Below are 18,825 nucleotides of genomic sequence, written 5' to 3'. Positions count from 1 at the left end.
CCTCGCCTTTACACCATACCCGCATGGGGTATATGGTGCAGGCATGACAGACCGCCGCGTGGTGTGGACGCGATTCGCGTTCGTCGCGTTGGCGTTGGCGTTGACCGCCGTCGTGCTGGCGGCTCAATGCTGGCTTCCGCAGGTCAGCCGCCAAGTGGCGCATCCGGACCACCCGTTGGTGACATCGCTTGGGGGTGAGTTCGTGGTTAGCGTCGACCACGCCCACCTATTCGACCACTCCTCGCCGCCGTGCCCGGAGCAGTTCGCAACCGCGATATTGCCACGGTCGGCGATCCCATCGTTCGCATCGGTGGCGGTGGTGACGGTCGCGCCCGCTGTGGGGCTGTTCGCCCATGTCGTGGTGGCGGCCGGGCGGGGGCCACCAACCGCACCCGTACATGTTCCCACCGGTCAAGAACTACTGACCCGGTTCTGTCTAGCACGTCGCTGATCGGCAGGCGTCAGGCCGCGGTGGCTATGCCCCATGGCCGGTGACCGCTGACCGACATCACATTTTGCCGCGGACCTGCGGCCCGATGAGAAGCGACGACAAATGAATGCCAACGTGCCCCTGTCGAATCCGGCAGGTCTAGTAGTTCCAGCCAGCAGCAACCCCAGCAACCCCGGCCACCCGCGGAAAATCGCAGCGAACCGGTCTCACCTCGCTTCGGTACGCCCGCGAACCGCCCGCGATCGCTACCGGCCCGTTCCCGAGGGCTCGCACCCCACCCCCGGGCGCAATCGTCACCCGGGCACCATGGTCGGCGACACTCCCGTCCTCTGGATATCCGGCGACGCCGGCCCGGTCGGTAGCGCTGATCGCGGATTCTGGGCCAAGCTGGAAGGCTTCAACCCTGGTGGCATGAAAGATCGACCCGCCATGCACATGGTGGAACGGGCCCGAGCTCGGGGCGACCTAACCCCCGGTGGTGCGATCATCGAATCAACCAGCGGCACATTGGGGCTGGGTCTGGCGTTGGCCGGCAACGTCTACGGACACCCGGTCACCCTGGTCACCGATCCGGGTTTGGAACCGATTATCGCGCGGATGCTGACCGCCTATGGAGCCCGCGTTGACATGGTCACCGAACCGCACCCGGTCGGCGGTTGGCAACAGGCTCGCAAGGACCGTGTTGCCCAATTGCTGGCCGCCGACCCCGCTGCCTGGAATCCCAACCAGTACAACAACCCCGACAATGTCGACGCCTACCGGCCGCTAGCGCTGGAGATGATCGCCCAGCTGGGTCGAGTCGACGTGCTGGTGTGCTCGGTTGGAACCGGCGGACATTCGGCCGGGGTGGCAAGGGTGCTGCGCGAATTCAATCCGGCGATGCGGTTGATCGGCGTGGACACCATCGGGTCCACCATTTTCGGCCAGCCCGCGACGAGCAGGCTGATGCGCGGGCTGGGCTCGAGCATCTACCCTGGCAACGTCGACTACGGCGCCTTCGACGAGGTGCACTGGGTTGGCCCCGCGGAGGCCGTTTGGGCCTGCCGCAACCTGGCAGCCAACCACTACGCCAGCGGCGGATGGAGCGTGGGGGCGGTCGCACTGGTCGCCGGATGGGCCGCGCGCAACCTGCCGTCCGACGCCACCATCGCCGCGGTCTTTCCCGACGGTCCGCAGCGCTACTTCGACACGGTCTACAACGACGACTACTGCAACAAACACCAGCTGCTGACCGGCCGACCCGCGCCCGACCCGGACGAGATCGCCTCGCCATCGGACGCGGTCGTCACCCGCTGGACGCGCAGCACCACGGTGATCAATCCGGCCCAGGTGGCCGCGTAATGGGACCGCTGGCGCAGTTTCGCAGCTTCAACCGGCCCAGCCGGGTGCTGATGATCAACCAGTTCGGCATCAACGTCGGCTTCTACATGTTGATGCCCTACCTGGCCGCCTACCTGGCTGGTCCGCTTGGTCTGGCCGCGTGGGCGGTAGGGCTGGTGATGGGCGTGCGCAACTTCTCCCAGCAGGGCATGTTCTTCGTGGGCGGCACACTGGCCGATCGGTTTGGCTACAAACCGCTGATTGTGGCCGGCTGTCTGTTGCGCACCGGCGGGTTCGTGTTGTTGATCGTTGCGCAGTCCCTACCGAGCGTGTTGATTGCCTCGGCCGCAACTGGTTTCGCCGGGGCGCTGTTCAACCCCGCGGTGCGGGCCTATGTCGCGGCTGACGCCGGTGATCGGAAGATCGAAGCGTTCGCCATGTTCAACATCTTCTATCAGGCCGGGATTCTGCTGGGCCCACTGGTGGGACTGGCATTGTTGACTCTGGACTTTCGGACGACCGTGTTGGGTGCGTCGGCGGTGTTTGCGGTACTGACCGTTGCGCAGCTGTTGGCTTTGCCTCAGCACTCCGCCGACCCTGCAATTGAACGGACCTCCGTTCTGCACGACTGGCGCACCGTGGTTTCCAACCGGCGGTTCCTGGGTTTCGCGGTGGCGATGACCGGAGCATATGTGCTGTCCTTCCAGATCTATCTCGCACTGCCGATGCAGGCCTCGGCGCTGGTCCCGCACAAGCAATCGGTGGTCGTGGCGGCAATGTTCGCGCTGTCCGGGCTGATAGCGATCGCCGGCCAACTGCGTATCACCCGCTGGTTTGCGGCGCGGTGGGGACTCGCCCGCAGCCTGGTGGTCGGCGCCACGATCCTGGCAGCCTCCTTCGTCCCGCTGGCGGTGGTGCCGAACGGCGAACGATTCGGCACCGTGGCCGGTATCACCGCGTTGTTGCTGTCGGCAAGCCTGCTCGCAGTCGCCTCAGCGGCGTTATTTCCGTTCGAAATGCGAACCGTGGTAGCGCTTTCCGGTGACCGGTTGGTGGCGACCCACTACGGCTTCTACAGCACGATCGTGGGCGTGGGAATCCTCGTCGGAAATCTTGGCGTCGGGTGGCTCATGACCATGGCGCACCGGTTGAATGCCGACGAACTCGTATGGAGCGGCCTAGTTCTAGTGGGTCTAGCCGCGGTGGCCGGTCTGGTTCGGCTCGACCGGCACGGGGTGCGCTCGAGGCCAGCGAGCCGAAGTTCCGCGGCGCCGCAGCTGTGCCGCCAGGGCGTTTGATCACGATCCCAGATAGATCAGATAACGACTTCGGTCGAACCGCGCCGACGACCAATGGCCGACTGGATTTCCGGTAGATGCTAAGTGTATCAACGCAATTCAGATAATGAGCGAGCCCGTCGCCGAAGTCAATCAGTCCGCTTGGAGGTAACAAAAGATGGATTTCGGTGCGCTTCCTCCTGAGATCAATTCGGCGAGAATGTATTTTGGAGCCCAGTCGGAACCCTTGTTGGTGGCCGCCGCGGCATGGGACCGTTTGGCCGACGACCTGTATTGCACGGCGGGCAGCTACCAGGAGGTGCTCTCGACCCTGGCCGGCGATGGCTGGCGGGGATCGGCCTCGGAGACCATGGCAAACGCCGTCGCCCCCTATCTGAGCTGGTTGACCGGCACCGCGGCGCAGGCCGAACTCGTCGCCAACCAGGCCCGGGCGGCCGCCAGCGCCTATGAGAACGCCTTCGCCGCGAGTGTCCCCCCGGATCGAGTCGAGGCCAACCGCGCCCGGCTGACCTCGCTGATCGCGGGAAACGTGATCAGTCAAGACACCCCGGCGATTACGGCCCTGGAGGCCGACTACAACGAAATGTGGGCGCAGGACGCCGCCGCGATGTATCGGTATGCGGCCGCTTCGGCGGCAGCGGCGACCCTCTCGCCGTTGCCAGTGCCGACCCTGGGCAACCATCGCGCCGATGTGATGAGTGTTGGTGCCCAAGCCTTCGCGCCCGTGCTGCTGGCCGAGGCGATGTCCGCGGTGCCCGAGGCGTTGCGCAGCCTTGCCCGGCCGTTGTCGCCGGCGCGGACCCTGACCAAGGCGATGGCCAGTCTGGTGCGACCAGGCTGGATGTCCTCACCGGTCAGTGGCTTCGCGGCGGCGATCAGTTCGCCGCTGGGCATGACCGAATCGGGGCCGCCGGGAAGGACCGCAGACTCGTCGCAGCGGACCTACCCACCCGTTGCGCTGGCGGTCGGACAGGGCGGATCGCTGGGCGTGCTGTCGGTACCGCGCAGCTGGGGATTGGCGGCGTTCGGTCCCGTGAGATCGATCGCTTGAGCCCAATCTCAGATCGCTGCGCCGCCGCCGTCGACGTGCAACGTGGACCCGGTGATGAAGCTGGACCGGGGAGAGCTGAGGAACAGTACGGCTTCCGCGATTTCGGCGGGGAAGGCGGTGCGGCCCAACGGCAGCGCCTTACCGAGCTCTTCGTTGGTCTCGCCCCATTCCACAGCAACGCCGGGTGTGCGGGTGGGACCCGGCGCCACGCTGTTCACCCGCACGCCGCTCGAACCGAACTCGGCCGCCCAGGTACGGGTGAGAGATTCCACGGCGGCCTTGGAGGCGCTGTAGCCCGATGTACCGGGGATCCCCTTGAAGGCGGCCATGCTGGTGATGTTGACGATGCTGCCGCGACGCCGCGTCAGCATGGCTGGAACCAGGCCGGCGACCAGGAAATAGGCGCCGCGAACGTTGGTGGCAAACAGTGATTCGAAGGCGCCCACGTCCTGGTCGATGGTCAACGCCGCGGGAAAGCTGGCGGCGTTGTTGATGATGATGTCGACGTTGCCGCACTGCTGCACCAGCGAACGCACTGACTCGGCGTCTGCCATGTTGGTTTGAATGAACCGCGCATTGGTTCCGATGGCCGCAACCGCTTGCACACCCTTGGTTCGGTCGCGGCCCGCGATGATGACGGTGGCGCCTTCGCTTGCCAGTAGCCGCGCCGACTCCAGGCCGATGCCTGCCGTCCCACCGGTGATGATCGCGGTGTGGTCCAGCAGTTCCATCCGACCCCCCATGCCTAACGGGCGCCGCTGGGCGCGTGAGCGGCCAGCCAGTCGCTGAAGCGGGTGGGGTAAATGGTTGCGTGCTCATCGTTGCCCGGAACGATGCTGTGCCCGTCGAGCACCGCGCCGAAGTAGGCAGCCGTAGGATCCGTGGCCACCTCACGCGGATCGCCGTAGGCGGCAAGGCCGATGCGGACGAAGTCATCCATGCCGAACTTTTCCGGGCCGGCGATATTGGTGATTGCATTGCCCGGATCGCTGATCGCGGCTTGAGTGACGGCAGCGGCGACATCCTTGGCGGCGATGGGCTGGATGGCCGCGTCGTGTGACAGGCGCACGGTCTGGCCGTCGGTGGCCGAATCGGCGATGCCGAGCACGAACTCGAAGAATTGGGTCGCCCGCACGACCGAATAGGGCATACCGGACTCGGTGATCAATTTCTCCTGGGCCGCCTTGGCCCGCAGGTACCCGCTTTGCGGTACCCGGTCAGTGCCCACGATCGAAAGCGCCACGTGGTGCCGCACGCCGGCGGCTCGCTCGGCTGCTAGCAGGTTGCTCGTCGAGGTAGTAAAGAAGTTCATTACGTCGTCGTCGGCGAAGGACGGCGAGTTGGAGACGTCTACCACCGTTGCGACACCGTCGACGGCCCGGGCAACGCCCTCGCCGGTGAGGGTGTTCACGCCCGAGCCTGGGGAGGCGGGCACGGCTTCATGCCGCAGCTCGGTCAACATGGCGACGACTTGGGATCCGATGAGCCCGCTGCCGCCGATCACCAGAATTTTCATGTTTACGCCCTTCCGAATCCGTGCAGATGAAATCGTGAGTCCATCGTCCACCTTTGCTCCGGTCGTCCGAACCCTGGAAAGTCCGTAGTCCCGGGACATCACTGCCCGGTCGATCCGCGCAGTTGTCGGCGCGAAGTGATGCCGAGCTTTGCGAAGACCTTTCGCAGGTGCCACTCGACCGTGTGGGTGCTGATGAACAGCTGCGCCGCTATCTCGGGGTTGGTCAGTCCGGCACCGGCCAGCTTGGCGATCTGAGCCTCCTGAGCCGTCAGCCCACCGGCCGATGCAGCCACGCGTTTGCTCGCCTTCTCTCCGGTGACCAGCAGCTCGCGCCGGGCCCGCTCGGCGAAGCCGTTAGCGCCCATGGCGACAAACATTTCGTGGGCGGTACGCAATTGCGTGCGCGCGTCGACGCGGCGGTTGCAACGGCGCAACCACTCCCCGTACAGCAGATGGCTGCGAGCCAGGTGAACGCGGATCCGGGTGCGCTCGAGCGTGTGGATTGCCTCCTGGTAGCCGGCTTCGGCCATCCGGTCATCGGCCAATAGCGCTCGTGATCGCGCCAAAACGCCCCGCGCCCAGTTGGTTTCGCTGCTCACCACGCGTTCTTCGAGTTGTCGCAGTGCGTCCAGCGCGACCGCCCGATTGCCGCTTCTGGCTCCCGCTTCGATAAGTTCGATCAGGCACCAGCCGAACAAGCCCAGATCCTCGTGTTCGCATGCCTCCCCGGCCGCGGCGAGGGCGTCGTCGTAGCGACCCAGGCCGTTGTACAGCAGGGCAGTCGCGTAGCCGGCCAGGCCGATGGCGCGCCCTTCACCTCTGGCGACTCCGTCTGCTTTGGCCGCCTTGATCAGCCCGGTCGCGTCTTTCTCGTCGCCGCACCAGGCGGCTAGCAGCACCGAGTGATACTTCACCGGTGCGTAACCGGTTGCCGCAGAGATAGCGTTGGATTCTTCGATGAGCGACGACGCCGCCGCGAATTCGCCGGCCTGCACATGCACGCCGGCGCGGTAGACCAACGCCAGGGGTAGCACGGCAAGTGCACCCGCTTCGCGGGCGAGCCGTACGGCGTGGGTGGCCAGCTGATGCCACACGCCGTCGTCCCACAATTCGTGGGCGGCGGATTCCTGCACGATGGGGAAGGCCCGCCAGAACCACCGAGCGTCGCGGTCGCCGTGCTGCGACTCCGCGCCGAACCGGGTCAGCGCGTCCTTCAGCACCGGCACACTGGCGGCGTGGCCGTCGGTGGCGCGGATGGCGATGCCGTCAAGGAGCAGATCGACCGGTCGTGCCGGTTCCGGTCCGGGCGGGGCCGCACGGGCTGCCGCGGCCGTCATCTGGATACCACCCTGCGGGCATAACCGGCCGCCGAACAGCGCCGCGCCCACAGCGTCCAGGTATGCCTCTCGGGACTGGCCGGTGTCCAGGGTTTCCAGTTGCTTGGCGGCCTCCAGCAGGCCGACGGCGGCTTCGGAGACCGTGGGCGCGTCCGCGTCACCGCTGCGGCCGCGGGCGAAGGCGATCTCAGCGCGAAGCCGCATCAGTCGAGCTCGCCTCAGCCCGTCCAGCGCCGACGCCTCGGCGATTCTCAGGAGCTCTTCCGCGGCGTCGAAGGCGGCCACGTCGCGTTTGGCCTGGGCCGCGGCCAGAGCCCGGATGCCGCGACCGACCGGATCGGAAGTCAGCTGGGTTGCCCGTTCCAAGAAGGCGGCCGCCGCGGCCACACCTCCTCTGGCTTGTGCACGCTCGGCGGAGCGTTCGAGTTGAACCGCCACAGTTTCGTCGGGGCCGGCCGCTGCGAGGGCCAGGTGCCACGCGCGGCGGTCCGGATCGGAATGCCTGTCGGTTGCCTCGGCCAACGCGCGATGAATGTGTCTGCGGTCCGTCAGATCCGCGGCCCGGTATGCGGCCGAACGCACCAAAGGATGACGGAACCGCACTCGGGTCCCGACGTCGACCAGCCCCTCTGCCTCGGCTCCGGTGGCGGCGTCCGGTGGCAGGCCAAGGCGTTCGGTGGCGCGTGACACCAGCGCCACGTCTCCGGTCGGTTCGGCCGCGGCGGTGAGCAAGAATTGCTGGGCCTGACCCGACAGCGACCGGATCCGGCGTAGAAAGGTCCGCTCGATCTGCCCCGCCAAGTGACGCACGTCGGGCCGGCCGAAACCCCCCGCCAACTCCTCGGCCGTCCAACCTTTGGGGAGTTCCTGTAGAGCCAGCGGGTTGCCGCGGGCTTCGGCGACGATGCGGTCGAGCACCTCGTCGTCCATCCGGCCCAGAATGGCGGAATCCAACACCGCCCGGGCATCGCCGGTGCTCAGCCCGCGGACCGGTAGTTCCGGCAGCCCGGTCAATTCGTTGGCCGGGGCTGTTGAACCGTCGCGAACCGCAAAGATCATCGCGACGGGTTCAGCGACCAGCCGGCGTGCCACAAACGCCAAGATTTGGGCCGACACATGGTCGATCCAGTGCGCGTCGTCGACAAGAAAGACCCAGGGCCGGTTCTGTGTCGCTGCGCCGATCAAGCTCAGTACCGCCAACCCGACCAGAAACCGGTCGGGCGCCAACCCGGCGCTGAGGCCGAACGCGATATCCAGTGCCTCGCGCTGCGGAGCCGGCAACCGATCGCGGCCGGCCAGCATTGGCGCGCAAAGTTGTTGCAGGGCGGCGAACGCAAGCTCCATTTCGGACTCGACGCCCGATGTCCGCGCCACCCCGAAGCCCGGCGCGCGGTGCGCCACGAAATCAAGCAATGCCGTCTTGCCAATACCCGCTTCGCCGCGCAGCACAAGGACCTGGCTTTGGCCGGAACGGGCAAGGGATGTCAAACGATTGAGGGTGGCGCATTCATCGCGCCGACCCCGCAAACCAACTACCCGACCAGTGTCGGTCACGCAACACCGCCCGTATCGAAGGATTGTCGTTGACCTTACCGACTGTGGGCCTGAACTGGGACTTACTCGCAGTGTAGGCAGGCGACGGGTGCGGTGTCGCAAGCTTGTCGGTGGCTACCAACGCCCAAACGCTAAATCAACTGCTTGACTTAATGCTGATGACGCCGATTAACTCTTCTGGTGGCCAACGAACTGGTGGGCAAGGTGGCCGTCGTCACCGGCGGGGCTTCCGGCATCGGTCGGGCCACGGTGCAGCGGTTTGTGGCCGAGGGTGCGCGGGTTGTCCTCGCCGATACCGACACCGATCGGGGTGCGGAGTTGGCGGCGACGCTTGGCCCCGAGGCGTGCTTCCGGCGCACCGACGTCGCCGACCCCCAACAGATTGCCGCACTCGTGGCCTCAGCCGTCGAGCGATTCGGCGGCCTGCATGTCATGGTGAACAATGCCGGCGTTTCCGGCACCATGCATCGTCGCTTCCTCGACGACGATCTGGCCGACTTTCACCGCATCATGGGGGTCAACGTGTTGGGCGTGATGGCGGGCACCCGCGATGCCGCTCGGCACATGGCCGACCACGGCGGGGGATCGATCGTCAACCTCACCTCGATCGGCGGAATCCAAGCCGGTGGCGGCGTCATGTCCTACCGCGCGTCTAAGGCGGCCGTCATCCAGTTCACCAAATCTGCCGCAATTGAGCTGGCGCATTATGAGATTCGGGTCAACGCCATCGCACCGGGCAACATTCCGACGCCCCTGTTGGCGTCCTCGGCGCCGGGTATGAATCACGAGGAAGTCGAGCGTTACGAGGCCGCGATTCGCCAGACTATGCGCGATGATCGGCCACTGAAACGCGAGGGGACACCCGAAGACATTGCCGAGGCCGTCCTGTATTTCGCCAGCGAGCGATCCCGCTATGTCACCGGGACCGTTTTGCCGGTGGACGGAGGGACCGTGGCCGGCAAGGTGATTCGTCGGCGCACATAGATTGCGCGCATAGATTGCGCCGAGCGTGAACTCACTGTCATTTTTGGGCGCGTTTTTCGCAGCCAGTTCACGTTCGGTGGTGTGTCGCTTCCCGCGGTTTGGGTCGCCCGGGCGCGCGGAGGGGGAACCACCAATCTATTTAAATCAATCGCTTGACTTAATGCCTCTGGTCGCGGTTGACTGGGTCACATGACCACCGTCGGCAGGGCTGTTCGCGGCGAGCGTGCCAGCTCCACCCAGGAGGCGATCCTGAATGCGGCCGAACGGTTGTTCGCCGAGCATGGCGTGTTCGCGGTGTCCAACCGGCAAGTTAGCGAGGCCGCCGGACAAGGCAACAACGCCGCGGTCGGCTACCACTTCGGCACCAAGACGGACTTGGTCCGCGCCATCGAGCAGAAGCATCGTGGACCGGTGGAATTGCTTCGCCAACAAATGGTGGCCGAGGTACAAGAGAAGCGCGACGCCGCCATGCGCGATTGGGTGGCATGCCTGGTGCGCCCGCTCACCGAACACCTCGAGGACCTCGGCAACCCCACCTGGTATGCGCGGTTTGCGGCGCAGGCAATGACCGATCCTGCGTACCACAACATTGTGGTCAAGGATGCGCTCAGTTCGCCGTCGCTGGTTCAGGTGATCGACGGCATTAACGGCTGCCTGCCCGACCTGCCCGTGGATGTGCGCTTCGAACGCAACCTGATGGCTCGAAACCTCCTGATGCACACCTGTGCTGATCTGGAACGCGCCCTGGCTGCGGGCACGTCGGTACCCCGGCCCTCCTGGCGCGCCGCGGCCACCGGTCTCATCGACGCGATCGTGGGCCTGTGGCTAGCACCCGTGACGCCAGACCAGTGAACGGCATCTGACCATGAAAGTAATTGTTGACCAAGGCATCTGCGCATCCTCGGGAAACTGCGTGATGAACGCTCCCGAGGTGTTCGATCAGCGTGCGGAGGACGGCGTTGTCGTGCTGCTCAGTGAAAACCCGCCGGCAGAGCATGCGGAGGGCGCCCGCAAAGCCGCCACCCTCTGCCCGGCGATGGCGATTCGGATCGAGGAATGAACGTGTCTGACACAGTCGCCAGCACTACCGCCGAGGCCGCCCCCGGGACCCCCGACTATCCGATGGAGCGCTCGCCCGGTTGCCCGTTTGCTCCACCGCCAGACGTCATGGAGCTGGCAAGAGCGAAAACATTGTCCAGGGTTCGCATCTGGGACGGCAGTACACCATGGCTCATTACCGGCTATGAGCAAGTGCGCGAACTGTTTTCCGATTCGCGAGTTAGCGTCGACGATCGCGTGCCGGGCTTCCCGCATTGGAACGCGGGCATGTTGTCGACAGTCCACAAGCGCCCCAGGTCGGTGTTCACCGCCGACGGCGAGGAGCACACTCGATTCAGGCGAATGCTGTCGAAGCCGTTCACCTTCAAACGGGTGGAGGCCTTGCGCCCAACCATTCAGCGGATCACCGATGACCACATCGATGCGATGTTGGCCGGGCCCAAGCCGGCCGATCTGGTCACGGCGCTGGCTCTGCCGGTGCCCTCGCTGGTGATCAGCCAACTGTTGGGCGTCCCCTACGAGGATGCCGAGATGATTCAGCACCATGCGAATGTCGGCCTGGCCCGCTACGCGACCGGTGAGGACACCGTTAAAGGTGCGATGAGCCTGCACAAGTACCTAGCTGAGCTGGTCGAGGCCAAAATGGACAACCCGGCCCCCAATTCCGCGCCAGATGCGGTTTCGGATCTGGCCGAACGGGTAAGTGCCGGAGAGCTCAGTGTGAAAGAGGCCGCCCAGTTGGGCACCGGGTTGCTGATCGCCGGGCATGAAACGACCGCGAACATGATCGGCCTGGGTGCGCTCGCGCTAATGGAATACCCGGACCAGGCCGCCGTCCTTCGTGACGCCGAAGATCCCAAGGTGGTTGCGAATGCGGTCGAAGAACTGCTGCGCTACCTCAGCATCATTCAGAACGGCCAGCGCCGGGTAGCCCTCGAAGACATCCAGATTGCCGGAGAAACGATCCGCGCCGGCGACGGCATCATCATCGACCTGGCGCCGGCCAACTGGGATCCAAACGCATTCGCCGAACCCGATCGGCTGTATCTGCACCGCGCCGGCGCCGACCGCAACGTTGCCTTCGGCTACGGCAGACATCAGTGCGTGGGACAACAGCTCGCCCGTGCGGAGCTGCAGATTGTGTTTCGCACCTTGTTGCGCCGCATTCCCACCCTGGCCGTGGCGATCCCGATCGAAGACGTCGCATTCAAAGACGACCGGCTCGCCTACGGCGTATACGAACTACCGGTGACCTGGTGACCAACCACGCAATGCCGATCCGAATGGAGGGTCAATCAATGTCGACTCGGTCCAGCACCATTTCGCTGTATCCTCCGGAAGGGCTTGGTGCCCCGAAGAATCGACGCGGGCACGCCTCCGGAACCAACGTGGGTTTGCCGGCGGGAACGGTGGTTTTTTCGGCGGACAATCACATTTCGCTGGCCGCCGACATCTTCTACGAGCGGTTCCCGGAAGAGCTCAAGGACAAGGCACCGCGTATCTGGTACGAGGATGGCGCGTATCAAGTCGGTCGCAAGGGCCAGTCCTTCCTGCCGGGCGACTTCAGCGCGGTGCTCATGCAGTACGACGACCTGCCCGGGGCGGCCAGCACCAACATCGAGGCCAGGATCCAGGAGTTGCATGACGACGGCGTCGATAAGGAGCTGGCGTTTCCCAACGCAGTCCTGGCGTTGTTCCACTACCCGGACAAGAACCTTCGCGAGCTTGCGTTCCGCATCTACAACGAGTACATCGCGGAGCTCCAAGAACGCTCCGGTGGCCGATTCTACGGTGCCGGCCTGATTAATTGGTGGGATCCGGAAGGCACCCGGCGCACGCTGGCGGAGCTGAAATCATTGGGGCTCAAGACCTTTTTGATGCCGCTCAACCCGGGCAAGGACGATGACGGCAACCCGATCGACTACTCGAGTACCATGATGCGCCCGGTGTGGGACGAAATCGAGGCGTCCGGAATACCGGTTACTCACCACATCGGTGAGACGCCGCCGAAAAGCCCTTGCGAATTCAACAGTGTCGTCGTCGGGATGATGATCAATATTGACGGATTCCGGGAGACGTTTTCCAAGTACATCTTCGGCGGCATCCTCGACCAGCATCCAAGCTTGCGGATTGGGTGGTTCGAGGGCGGCATCGCTTGGATTCCCTGGGCGCTGCAAGACGCCGAGCACCTGGTGGCGTCCTATCAGCACATGTTCAACCGGCCGCTCGAGCACGACGTCCGCTACTACTGGAACACCCACATGAGCGCGTCGTTCATGGTTGACCCGCTGGGCCTGGAGTTGATCGACCGGATAGGTGTCGACAAAGTCATGTGGTCGTCGGACTATCCGCACAATGAGAGCACCTACGGTTACTCCGAAAAGTCACTGGCGGCGGTCGTGGACGCCGTTGGGCCCGCAGACGCGGCCCGGATCGTCAGCGGCAACGTCTCCGAATTCCTTGGCCTGTAGGGCACCTCAATGACGACATTCGTGCAGCCACCGTCCGCTGCGAGCCAAATTCCGGACGCGCCGGATCTGGCTCGTATGCGCCGAGAGACCGGCGCTCGGCTGCGGGCGGCTATGGCCGAGCGTGCCGTCGACGCGATGGTTCTGCTGGGCAACAGCGCCGTGGTTTACGCCACCGGAACCAGCTGGCCCCTCGGGGACGCTGGACTGTCCTACGTGGAGCGGCCGGTGGCGGTGGTGCTGGCCCAGGATGAATGGCCCCATCTGTATCTCCCGTTCCGTGAGGGTGTGGCACTGGAAACCGAACTGCCCGTCGATCACTTGCATGGGCCCGTCTATCTTGAATTCGACGAAGGGGTAGAGAATTTCGCCCGCCTATTGGTTGATCTGGTTCCGGCCGGGGCGAACCTTGCGGTCGATGAGCTTACCGGCGCCATGGTGCGCGCGCAGAAGCTGCTGTTCCCCAACGGTGCTCCCGAGGATGCCACCGCCGTGGTCGGTGCCGCCAAGGTGGTCAAGACCCGTGACGAGCTGGCGTGTATTCGCACCGCGGTGCGGATCACCGATGAGGCGATGGTTGAAGTGCACCAGGCGCTGGCGCCCGGTATCCGCCAGATCGACTTGTCGGCACGATTTTTACGCAGGGCATTCGAGCTGGGCGCCACCGCCAGCATGCTCGAACCGATCTGGCAGGTGATGCCACATAGCAGGGCGGAGGGGGTGTGGACCACCCATGGCGATCTGGCGCTGCCGCTGTTGACTACCGAGCGCGAGTTGAACGACGGCGATGTGCTGTGGACCGACGTGAGCATCACCTACCGGGGGTACTGTTCCGACTTTGGACGGACGTGGATCGTTGGGCGCGGACCGACGCCGCGACAGCAGGCTCAGTTCGACCAATGGGGCGAAATCATGAGGGCCGTGCTGGGCGTGGCCCGCGCCGGGGCTACCGCCGCCGACCTGGGCAGGGCGGCGACGGCCGCCAACGGCGGCACTCGGCCCTGGCTACCGCACTTCTACCTGGGCCACGGCATCGGGGTGAATGCCGCTGAAATGCCCATGATTGGAACCGATCTCGGCGAGGAGTTCGACGAGAGCTTCGTGCTGCAGCCGGGAATGGTGTTGGTTCTCGAGCCGGTGGTGTGGGAGGACGGCACCGGCGGCTACCGCAGCGAAGAGGTGCTAGTGATTACCGAGGAAGGCTCGACGCGATTGACCGACTACCCCTATCACCCGTATGCCGACTGAAGTCCTGCCCGACGATCGGACGCTGCGCTCGGGGCGACGGCAGCGGGCCCTGGACCAAATGGCAGCACACGACCTCGACGTCCTGGTACTCGGTCGGCAGGCCAATGTCCGCTATGTCTCCGGTACTCCACAACTGTGGGTCGCGGGAACCCGGCCTTTCGGTCCAACCTGTGTGCTGATCCGCGCGACCGGTGCCGTTCATCTGCTCAGCACGTGGGACGAAGGCGTTCCCGAGGATATCCCGCACGAGAACCTGTACGGCATCTCGTGGAATCCGATCAACGCCATCTCGGTATTGCGGCGCATCGATGGTGCGGATACCGCTCGACGCGTTGGAACAGACGCACTATCACCGGCTTTCGCGCAGCTACTACCGACGGCATTTCCCAGTGCCGAGTTGGTCGACGGGGAACTGGCCATGCGGGCGGCCCGGCGGGTCAAGACGGACGAGGAAGTGGTCGCGCTGAGGAATTCCGTCGCGGTAGCCGAATCGGGCTTGGCTGCGGCCGTGGCCGAGCTGCGGCCCGGGGTGAGCGAACAAATCCTGGCCGGGGTGCTATTGGAAGCCATGGCGGCCGGCGGGGTCAGCACCCCGTCGAATCAAGACCTGGCTTGGGTGACTTCTCGCGAACACCGTTGGCGGCGGGCGAATGGCAGCGGATTGGTCCGCGCCGGAGACCTGGTTGCCTTCGCTGCCGGGGTGTTGGCCGGCGGATACATGGGTGAGGTGGGTCGAACCTGGCCCGCCGATCGGGGGCAAGCTCTGGCCGGTGCGGCGCCGCTCTACCAACGCTGGGAGCGGTTGTGGGACAAGTTGATTACGGCATGCCGACCAGATGCCAAAACCTGTGAGCTACTGGCAGCATATGACGCGGCAGGGGAACCGGCGCCGCCGATGCCGGTGGCACGTGGCCTGGGTATGGGCTTTGACCCGCCGGTCATCTCGCCTCTTCTTCCGCAAACAGCTGCCGATGATCGATTGGAGCCGGGAATGGTGCTTGCCGTAACGGGTTACGTCTGGGAATCGGGGATTGGCGCTGTGTTCGGGCGGGAAGCGGTGCTCATCACCGCCGATGAACCTCAAGTACTGACGTCGAGCCCGGGTTGGCGGGCATAGCCATGCCGAAGTCGGATCCACCGGCGGAGAAGGTCATCCGGTATGAGAAGAGCGCCGATACGCGCGTCGCGACCATTACGTTCGACCGTCCGGGCCAGCTGAACGCGCCGACCATCGCCGCCCGGTTGCGCTATGCGGACTTGCTGCATCGGGCGAGTCTCGACGACGAAGTCAAGGTATTGGTAGTTCGTGGTGCTGGTGAGGATCTCGGCTCAGGCGCCGATCTCGAGGAATTCATGGCGGTCATGAATTCGGAAGATCAGGGACCGCGGCTTGCCGAATTTCGGATTGGTGCCGACGAAGTCAAGTATCCGCCGTTGGGTTCGTTCCGCCACGGCGCGTCGGTCAGCCAATGGTATGCGAATCCGAACGCCGGGATTCGGGGACTGCAGGACTTCAAGAAGATCAGCATCCTGGAGGTGAAGGGTTACTGCTACGGCTGGCACTTCTATCAGGCGGCCGACGCTGATTTGGTGATCTCCAGCGACGACGCGCTCTTCGGGCACCCGTCCTTCCGGTATTACGGCTGGGGTCCGCGGATGTGGTGGTGGGCGCAGACGATGGGCATACGGAAGTTCCAGGAGATGGTATTCACCGGACGGGCGTTCACCGCAGCGGAGATGCGGGAGTGCAATTTTCTCAACAGCGTGGTACCCCGCGACCAGCTCGAGGCAGAGGTTGAGAAGTACGCGCTGGCGTGCGCACGCAATCGGCCCAACGACACGGTCTTCATGCAGAAGGTCTTCTTCGAGATCATGAAGCAATTCCAGGGCGAGTACATGGGCAGCCTGCTCAGCGGGTTTTTCGAATCGATGGGCAGCGGTGTACGAGCCGATGCCGACGACCTGATGCTCGACGACGCGATTGAGCAGGGGCTGGGCGATGCGGTGAAAGACTACGACAGCCGGTTGCCGCCCGAATGGCGCCTGAGCAAGAAGGCGCGCAAGAACGAACGGACCGGCAAAGGTAATCGGAAGAAGAAGGGGTAGTGGCCAACCCGACGGTCGAACCGCCTCTGGCCGGCTATCAGGTGGTGGACCTCTCCACCGGTATTGCGGGCGCATACTGCACCAAGCTGCTGGTCGAAGGCGGTGCCGACGTCATCAAAGTGGAACCACCCGAGGGTGATTCGCTGCGACACTGGTCGGCCTCAGGTGCGCCGAGCGCTGCGCGCGCCGATGGTGCGCTATTCAGCTTTCTGGCAGCTTCCAAGCACAGCGTCGTGGTTGATCCTGTCGATGCGGCCGACATCGACTTGGTCAACCGACTGCTGGCCGGTGCTGACGCGGCGGTGTGGTCCTCGGGCTCCAGAATCGCGGAACACCAGGACTTTAGGCCAGAAGCGCTGCATTGCCGGCATGCCCACCTGGTCGTCACTTCGATCACCCCGTTCGGCTTGAGCGGCCCCTGGCGAGATCGCGCCGCGACCGAATTCACCCTGCAGGCGTGGTCGGGTGGAATAGTCGGCTTGGGACGCGGGGTCCAGGACAGGGCGCCGGTGTTTGTTGGTGGGCAGGTCGGCGAATACCTTGCCGGTGCGTACGCCAGCGCCGCCACTCTTGCCTGCCGATACCGGCAGATCCGTTGTGGCGCTGGAGAACTGATAGATCTATCGATGCTGGAGACCCAGATCCTGGGTCTCACCTACTATCCGGTGACCTTCTTCGAGATGCTTGGCCGGCCGTGGCGCGACGCGCGGCGCCTGACCGTGCCCGGGGTGGCCCGCGCCCAAGACGGTTTGGTGGACCTTGGTTGTGGAACCGCTCAACAGTGGTTCGACCTGTGTGCAATGGTTGGCCACCCGGAATGGATCGACGAGGAGTCCCCGCTATCCATCACCGAACTGGCCAACGTTCATGCCGACGAGATCTATGCGTGGGTGGGCAGTCACTCGGTCGACGAGATCCGCGAACTTGCCACCGCATTCCGCATACCCAACGCACCGGTGGCCAACGGGGCCAATATCGGGTCGCTGGATCACTTCCAGGCGAGGGGGTCCCTGGTGCGCAACCCCCGCGACGGATTCCAGCAGCCAGGCACCCCCTACAGGTTGTGGCCCGCACGGCTGCGCCGGCCGGGCCCGCCGCCGCGGTTGGGCGAACATACCGACCGCTACCGTCGCGCCAGTCTTTCTCCCAAGCCGGCGTTGCCATCCGAACCAGTACAACAACTACCGCTTAGCGGGCTTCGAGTGCTCGACATGACGACGTTTTGGGCGGGCCCGTCCTGCACACACTTCCTGGCGATGCTCGGCGCCGAGGTGATCCATGTCGAGTCCAGCCGCCGCCTGGACGGCACCCGGTTGATTGCCGGCGTCCCGGTCACCGAAGATCAATGGTGGGAAAGGTCGCCGATTTTCGCGGCACTGAACACCAACAAGAAGGGTTTGACGGTCGACCTGCGTGCTGCCCGGGGGCGCGAGCTACTGCATCGTCTCATCGCCACCTGCGACGTCATCGCGGAGAACTTCACACCACGCGTGCTGGACCACATCGGGCTGGACTTCGCAGCGGTCCAATCGATTCGACCCGATGCGATCATGCTGCGGATGCCGGGTTTCGGGCTCGACGGGCCCTGGCGCGATAATCCGGCCTTCGCCTACGTCATCGAAGCCGCGTCAGGCATCAGCTGGTTGACCGGCTATCCGGACAGCGCCCCCTACGAGCCATATTCGGTGGGTGACCCCAATGCCGGCGTTCATGCGATCAATGCGCTGCTGCTCGCGCTCGAACACCGCCGCCGTACCGGCGAGGGCGTATTAGTGGAAGCGGCAATGGTCGATGCCGCCTTGAACATCGCCGCCGAGCAGGTCGTCGAATTCTCCGCCTATGGCGCATTGCTAGAGCGTGCGGGCAACCGGGGCCCCACCGCCGTGCCGCAAAACCTCTACCGAACCGCCGACACCGACGAGTTTGGCCGACCCGACTGCTGGGTCGCGATCGCGGTGGCGACCGACGAGCACTGGCGTCAGTTGGCTTTCACGCTCGGATCACCCTCCTGGGCGGCGGATCCCATATTGGCCACCGCCGCCGGTCGGCGCGCGCACCAAGACGACATCGACGACCACTTGGCGGCATGGTGTGGGCGCCAATGCAGCGACGAAGTCGTCGCAACATTGTGGGAGGCGGGTGTACCGACGGCAAAGGTGATCCAGCCGCACCGGCAGTCCGAGTTGGCGCAGCTGGACGCTCGCGGCTTCTTCGAGGTGGTTGATCATCCGGTGAACGGCCCAGCTAGGCTCAGCACCGTGCCGATGCGGCTGGTCGGCGGACCTCGTCGTTTCCACACGCAACCAGCGCCTCTGCTGGGGCAACACAATCACGAGTTGCTGTGCGAGCTGGGCCTGACCGCCGCCGAAATCTCCGAGTTGGAAGCCGAGGGTGTCATCGGCACGACCCCCGCCCGGTACTCGACGACCTGAG

Annotated in this window: 16 protein-coding genes; 13 read left to right on the top strand and 3 right to left on the bottom strand. The window is 64.9% G+C overall.

Features of this window, described 5'->3' with window-relative positions; translation table 11 throughout:
- The first annotated feature begins 43 nt into the window (after positions 1 to 43).
- The 4 genes from lpqS to MB901379_RS20200 all read left to right on the top strand — a co-directional run bounded on the left by lpqS (position 44) and on the right by MB901379_RS20200 (position 4,120).
- Complete coding sequence (gene lpqS, locus MB901379_RS20215; RefSeq protein ID WP_269462770.1) at positions 44 to 451, top strand: putative copper homeostasis (lipo)protein LpqS; 408 nt, start codon at positions 44 to 46, stop codon at positions 449 to 451.
- A gap of 189 nt (positions 452 to 640) precedes the next feature.
- Positions 641 to 1,792: a PLP-dependent cysteine synthase family protein gene (locus MB901379_RS20210; protein ID WP_232022155.1), complete on the top strand. Its 1,152-nt coding sequence runs from the start codon at positions 641 to 643 to the stop codon at positions 1,790 to 1,792.
- Positions 1,792 to 3,069 (top strand): MDR family MFS transporter, encoded by a 1,278-nt coding sequence (locus MB901379_RS20205; protein WP_158018228.1) that lies wholly within the window; start codon positions 1,792 to 1,794, stop codon positions 3,067 to 3,069. Before MB901379_RS20210 ends, MB901379_RS20205 begins: the two co-directional genes overlap by 1 nt.
- A gap of 157 nt (positions 3,070 to 3,226) precedes the next feature.
- The gene (locus tag MB901379_RS20200) at positions 3,227 to 4,120 is read left to right on the top strand and encodes a PPE family protein (RefSeq protein ID WP_158018227.1); all 894 of its coding nucleotides are present in this window, start codon (positions 3,227 to 3,229) and stop codon (positions 4,118 to 4,120) included.
- 8 nt (positions 4,121 to 4,128) lie between these two features.
- On the opposite strand, the gene MB901379_RS20195 is transcribed toward MB901379_RS20200, so the two are convergent.
- The 3 genes from MB901379_RS20195 to MB901379_RS20185 form a co-directional block, all read right to left on the bottom strand.
- On the bottom strand, positions 4,129 to 4,851 hold the full coding sequence (locus MB901379_RS20195; protein WP_158018226.1) for an SDR family NAD(P)-dependent oxidoreductase: 723 nt from the start codon (positions 4,849 to 4,851) through the stop codon (positions 4,129 to 4,131).
- Between the two features lie 14 nt (positions 4,852 to 4,865).
- On the bottom strand, positions 4,866 to 5,636 hold the full coding sequence (locus MB901379_RS20190; protein WP_158018225.1) for an SDR family oxidoreductase: 771 nt from the start codon (positions 5,634 to 5,636) through the stop codon (positions 4,866 to 4,868).
- Positions 5,637 to 5,734: 98 nt separating this feature from the next.
- Positions 5,735 to 8,527 carry an ATP-binding protein gene (locus MB901379_RS20185; RefSeq protein WP_408632307.1) on the bottom strand — a complete coding sequence of 931 codons (2,793 nt, stop codon included), beginning with the start codon at positions 8,525 to 8,527 and terminating at the stop codon, positions 5,735 to 5,737.
- 180 nt (positions 8,528 to 8,707) lie between these two features.
- Between MB901379_RS20185 and MB901379_RS20180 the strand changes: the two genes are divergently transcribed.
- From MB901379_RS20180 to MB901379_RS20140, 9 genes are all read left to right on the top strand, one after another.
- Positions 8,708 to 9,511, top strand: a complete 804-nt coding sequence (locus MB901379_RS20180) for an SDR family NAD(P)-dependent oxidoreductase (protein ID WP_158018224.1) — start codon at positions 8,708 to 8,710, stop codon at positions 9,509 to 9,511.
- Positions 9,512 to 9,700: 189 nt separating this feature from the next.
- Positions 9,701 to 10,363 (top strand): TetR/AcrR family transcriptional regulator, encoded by a 663-nt coding sequence (locus MB901379_RS20175; RefSeq protein ID WP_158018223.1) that lies wholly within the window; start codon positions 9,701 to 9,703, stop codon positions 10,361 to 10,363.
- Positions 10,364 to 10,376: 13 nt separating this feature from the next.
- Positions 10,377 to 10,571, top strand: coding sequence for a ferredoxin (locus MB901379_RS20170; protein WP_158018222.1), 195 nt, complete (start codon positions 10,377 to 10,379; stop codon positions 10,569 to 10,571).
- On the top strand, positions 10,568 to 11,830 hold the full coding sequence (locus MB901379_RS20165; RefSeq protein ID WP_158018221.1) for a cytochrome P450: 1,263 nt from the start codon (positions 10,568 to 10,570) through the stop codon (positions 11,828 to 11,830). The genes MB901379_RS20170 and MB901379_RS20165 overlap by 4 nt, the downstream gene beginning before the upstream one ends.
- 149 nt (positions 11,831 to 11,979) lie before the next feature.
- Entirely contained in the window at positions 11,980 to 13,041 is a 1,062-nt protein-coding gene (locus MB901379_RS20160; protein ID WP_174237119.1) for an amidohydrolase family protein, read from the top strand.
- 9 nt (positions 13,042 to 13,050) lie between these two features.
- Positions 13,051 to 14,286: a M24 family metallopeptidase gene (locus MB901379_RS20155; RefSeq protein WP_158018219.1), complete on the top strand. Its 1,236-nt coding sequence runs from the start codon at positions 13,051 to 13,053 to the stop codon at positions 14,284 to 14,286.
- Positions 14,276 to 15,403: a M24 family metallopeptidase gene (locus tag MB901379_RS20150; RefSeq protein WP_158018218.1), complete on the top strand. Its 1,128-nt coding sequence runs from the start codon at positions 14,276 to 14,278 to the stop codon at positions 15,401 to 15,403. Before MB901379_RS20155 ends, MB901379_RS20150 begins: the two co-directional genes overlap by 11 nt.
- 2 nt (positions 15,404 to 15,405) lie before the next feature.
- Positions 15,406 to 16,392 carry an enoyl-CoA hydratase/isomerase family protein gene (locus tag MB901379_RS20145; RefSeq protein WP_158018217.1) on the top strand — a complete coding sequence of 329 codons (987 nt, stop codon included), beginning with the start codon at positions 15,406 to 15,408 and terminating at the stop codon, positions 16,390 to 16,392.
- On the top strand, positions 16,392 to 18,824 hold the full coding sequence (locus MB901379_RS20140) for a CaiB/BaiF CoA-transferase family protein (RefSeq protein ID WP_232021915.1): 2,433 nt from the start codon (positions 16,392 to 16,394) through the stop codon (positions 18,822 to 18,824). Before MB901379_RS20145 ends, MB901379_RS20140 begins: the two co-directional genes overlap by 1 nt.
- Position 18,825 lies beyond the last annotated feature (1 nt).

The organism is Mycobacterium basiliense, from assembly GCF_900292015.1.
GTDB lineage: Bacteria > Actinomycetota > Actinomycetes > Mycobacteriales > Mycobacteriaceae > Mycobacterium > Mycobacterium basiliense.
Note: the sequence above shows the minus strand (reverse complement) of the source record. Positions and strands in the feature narration are given on the sequence as shown.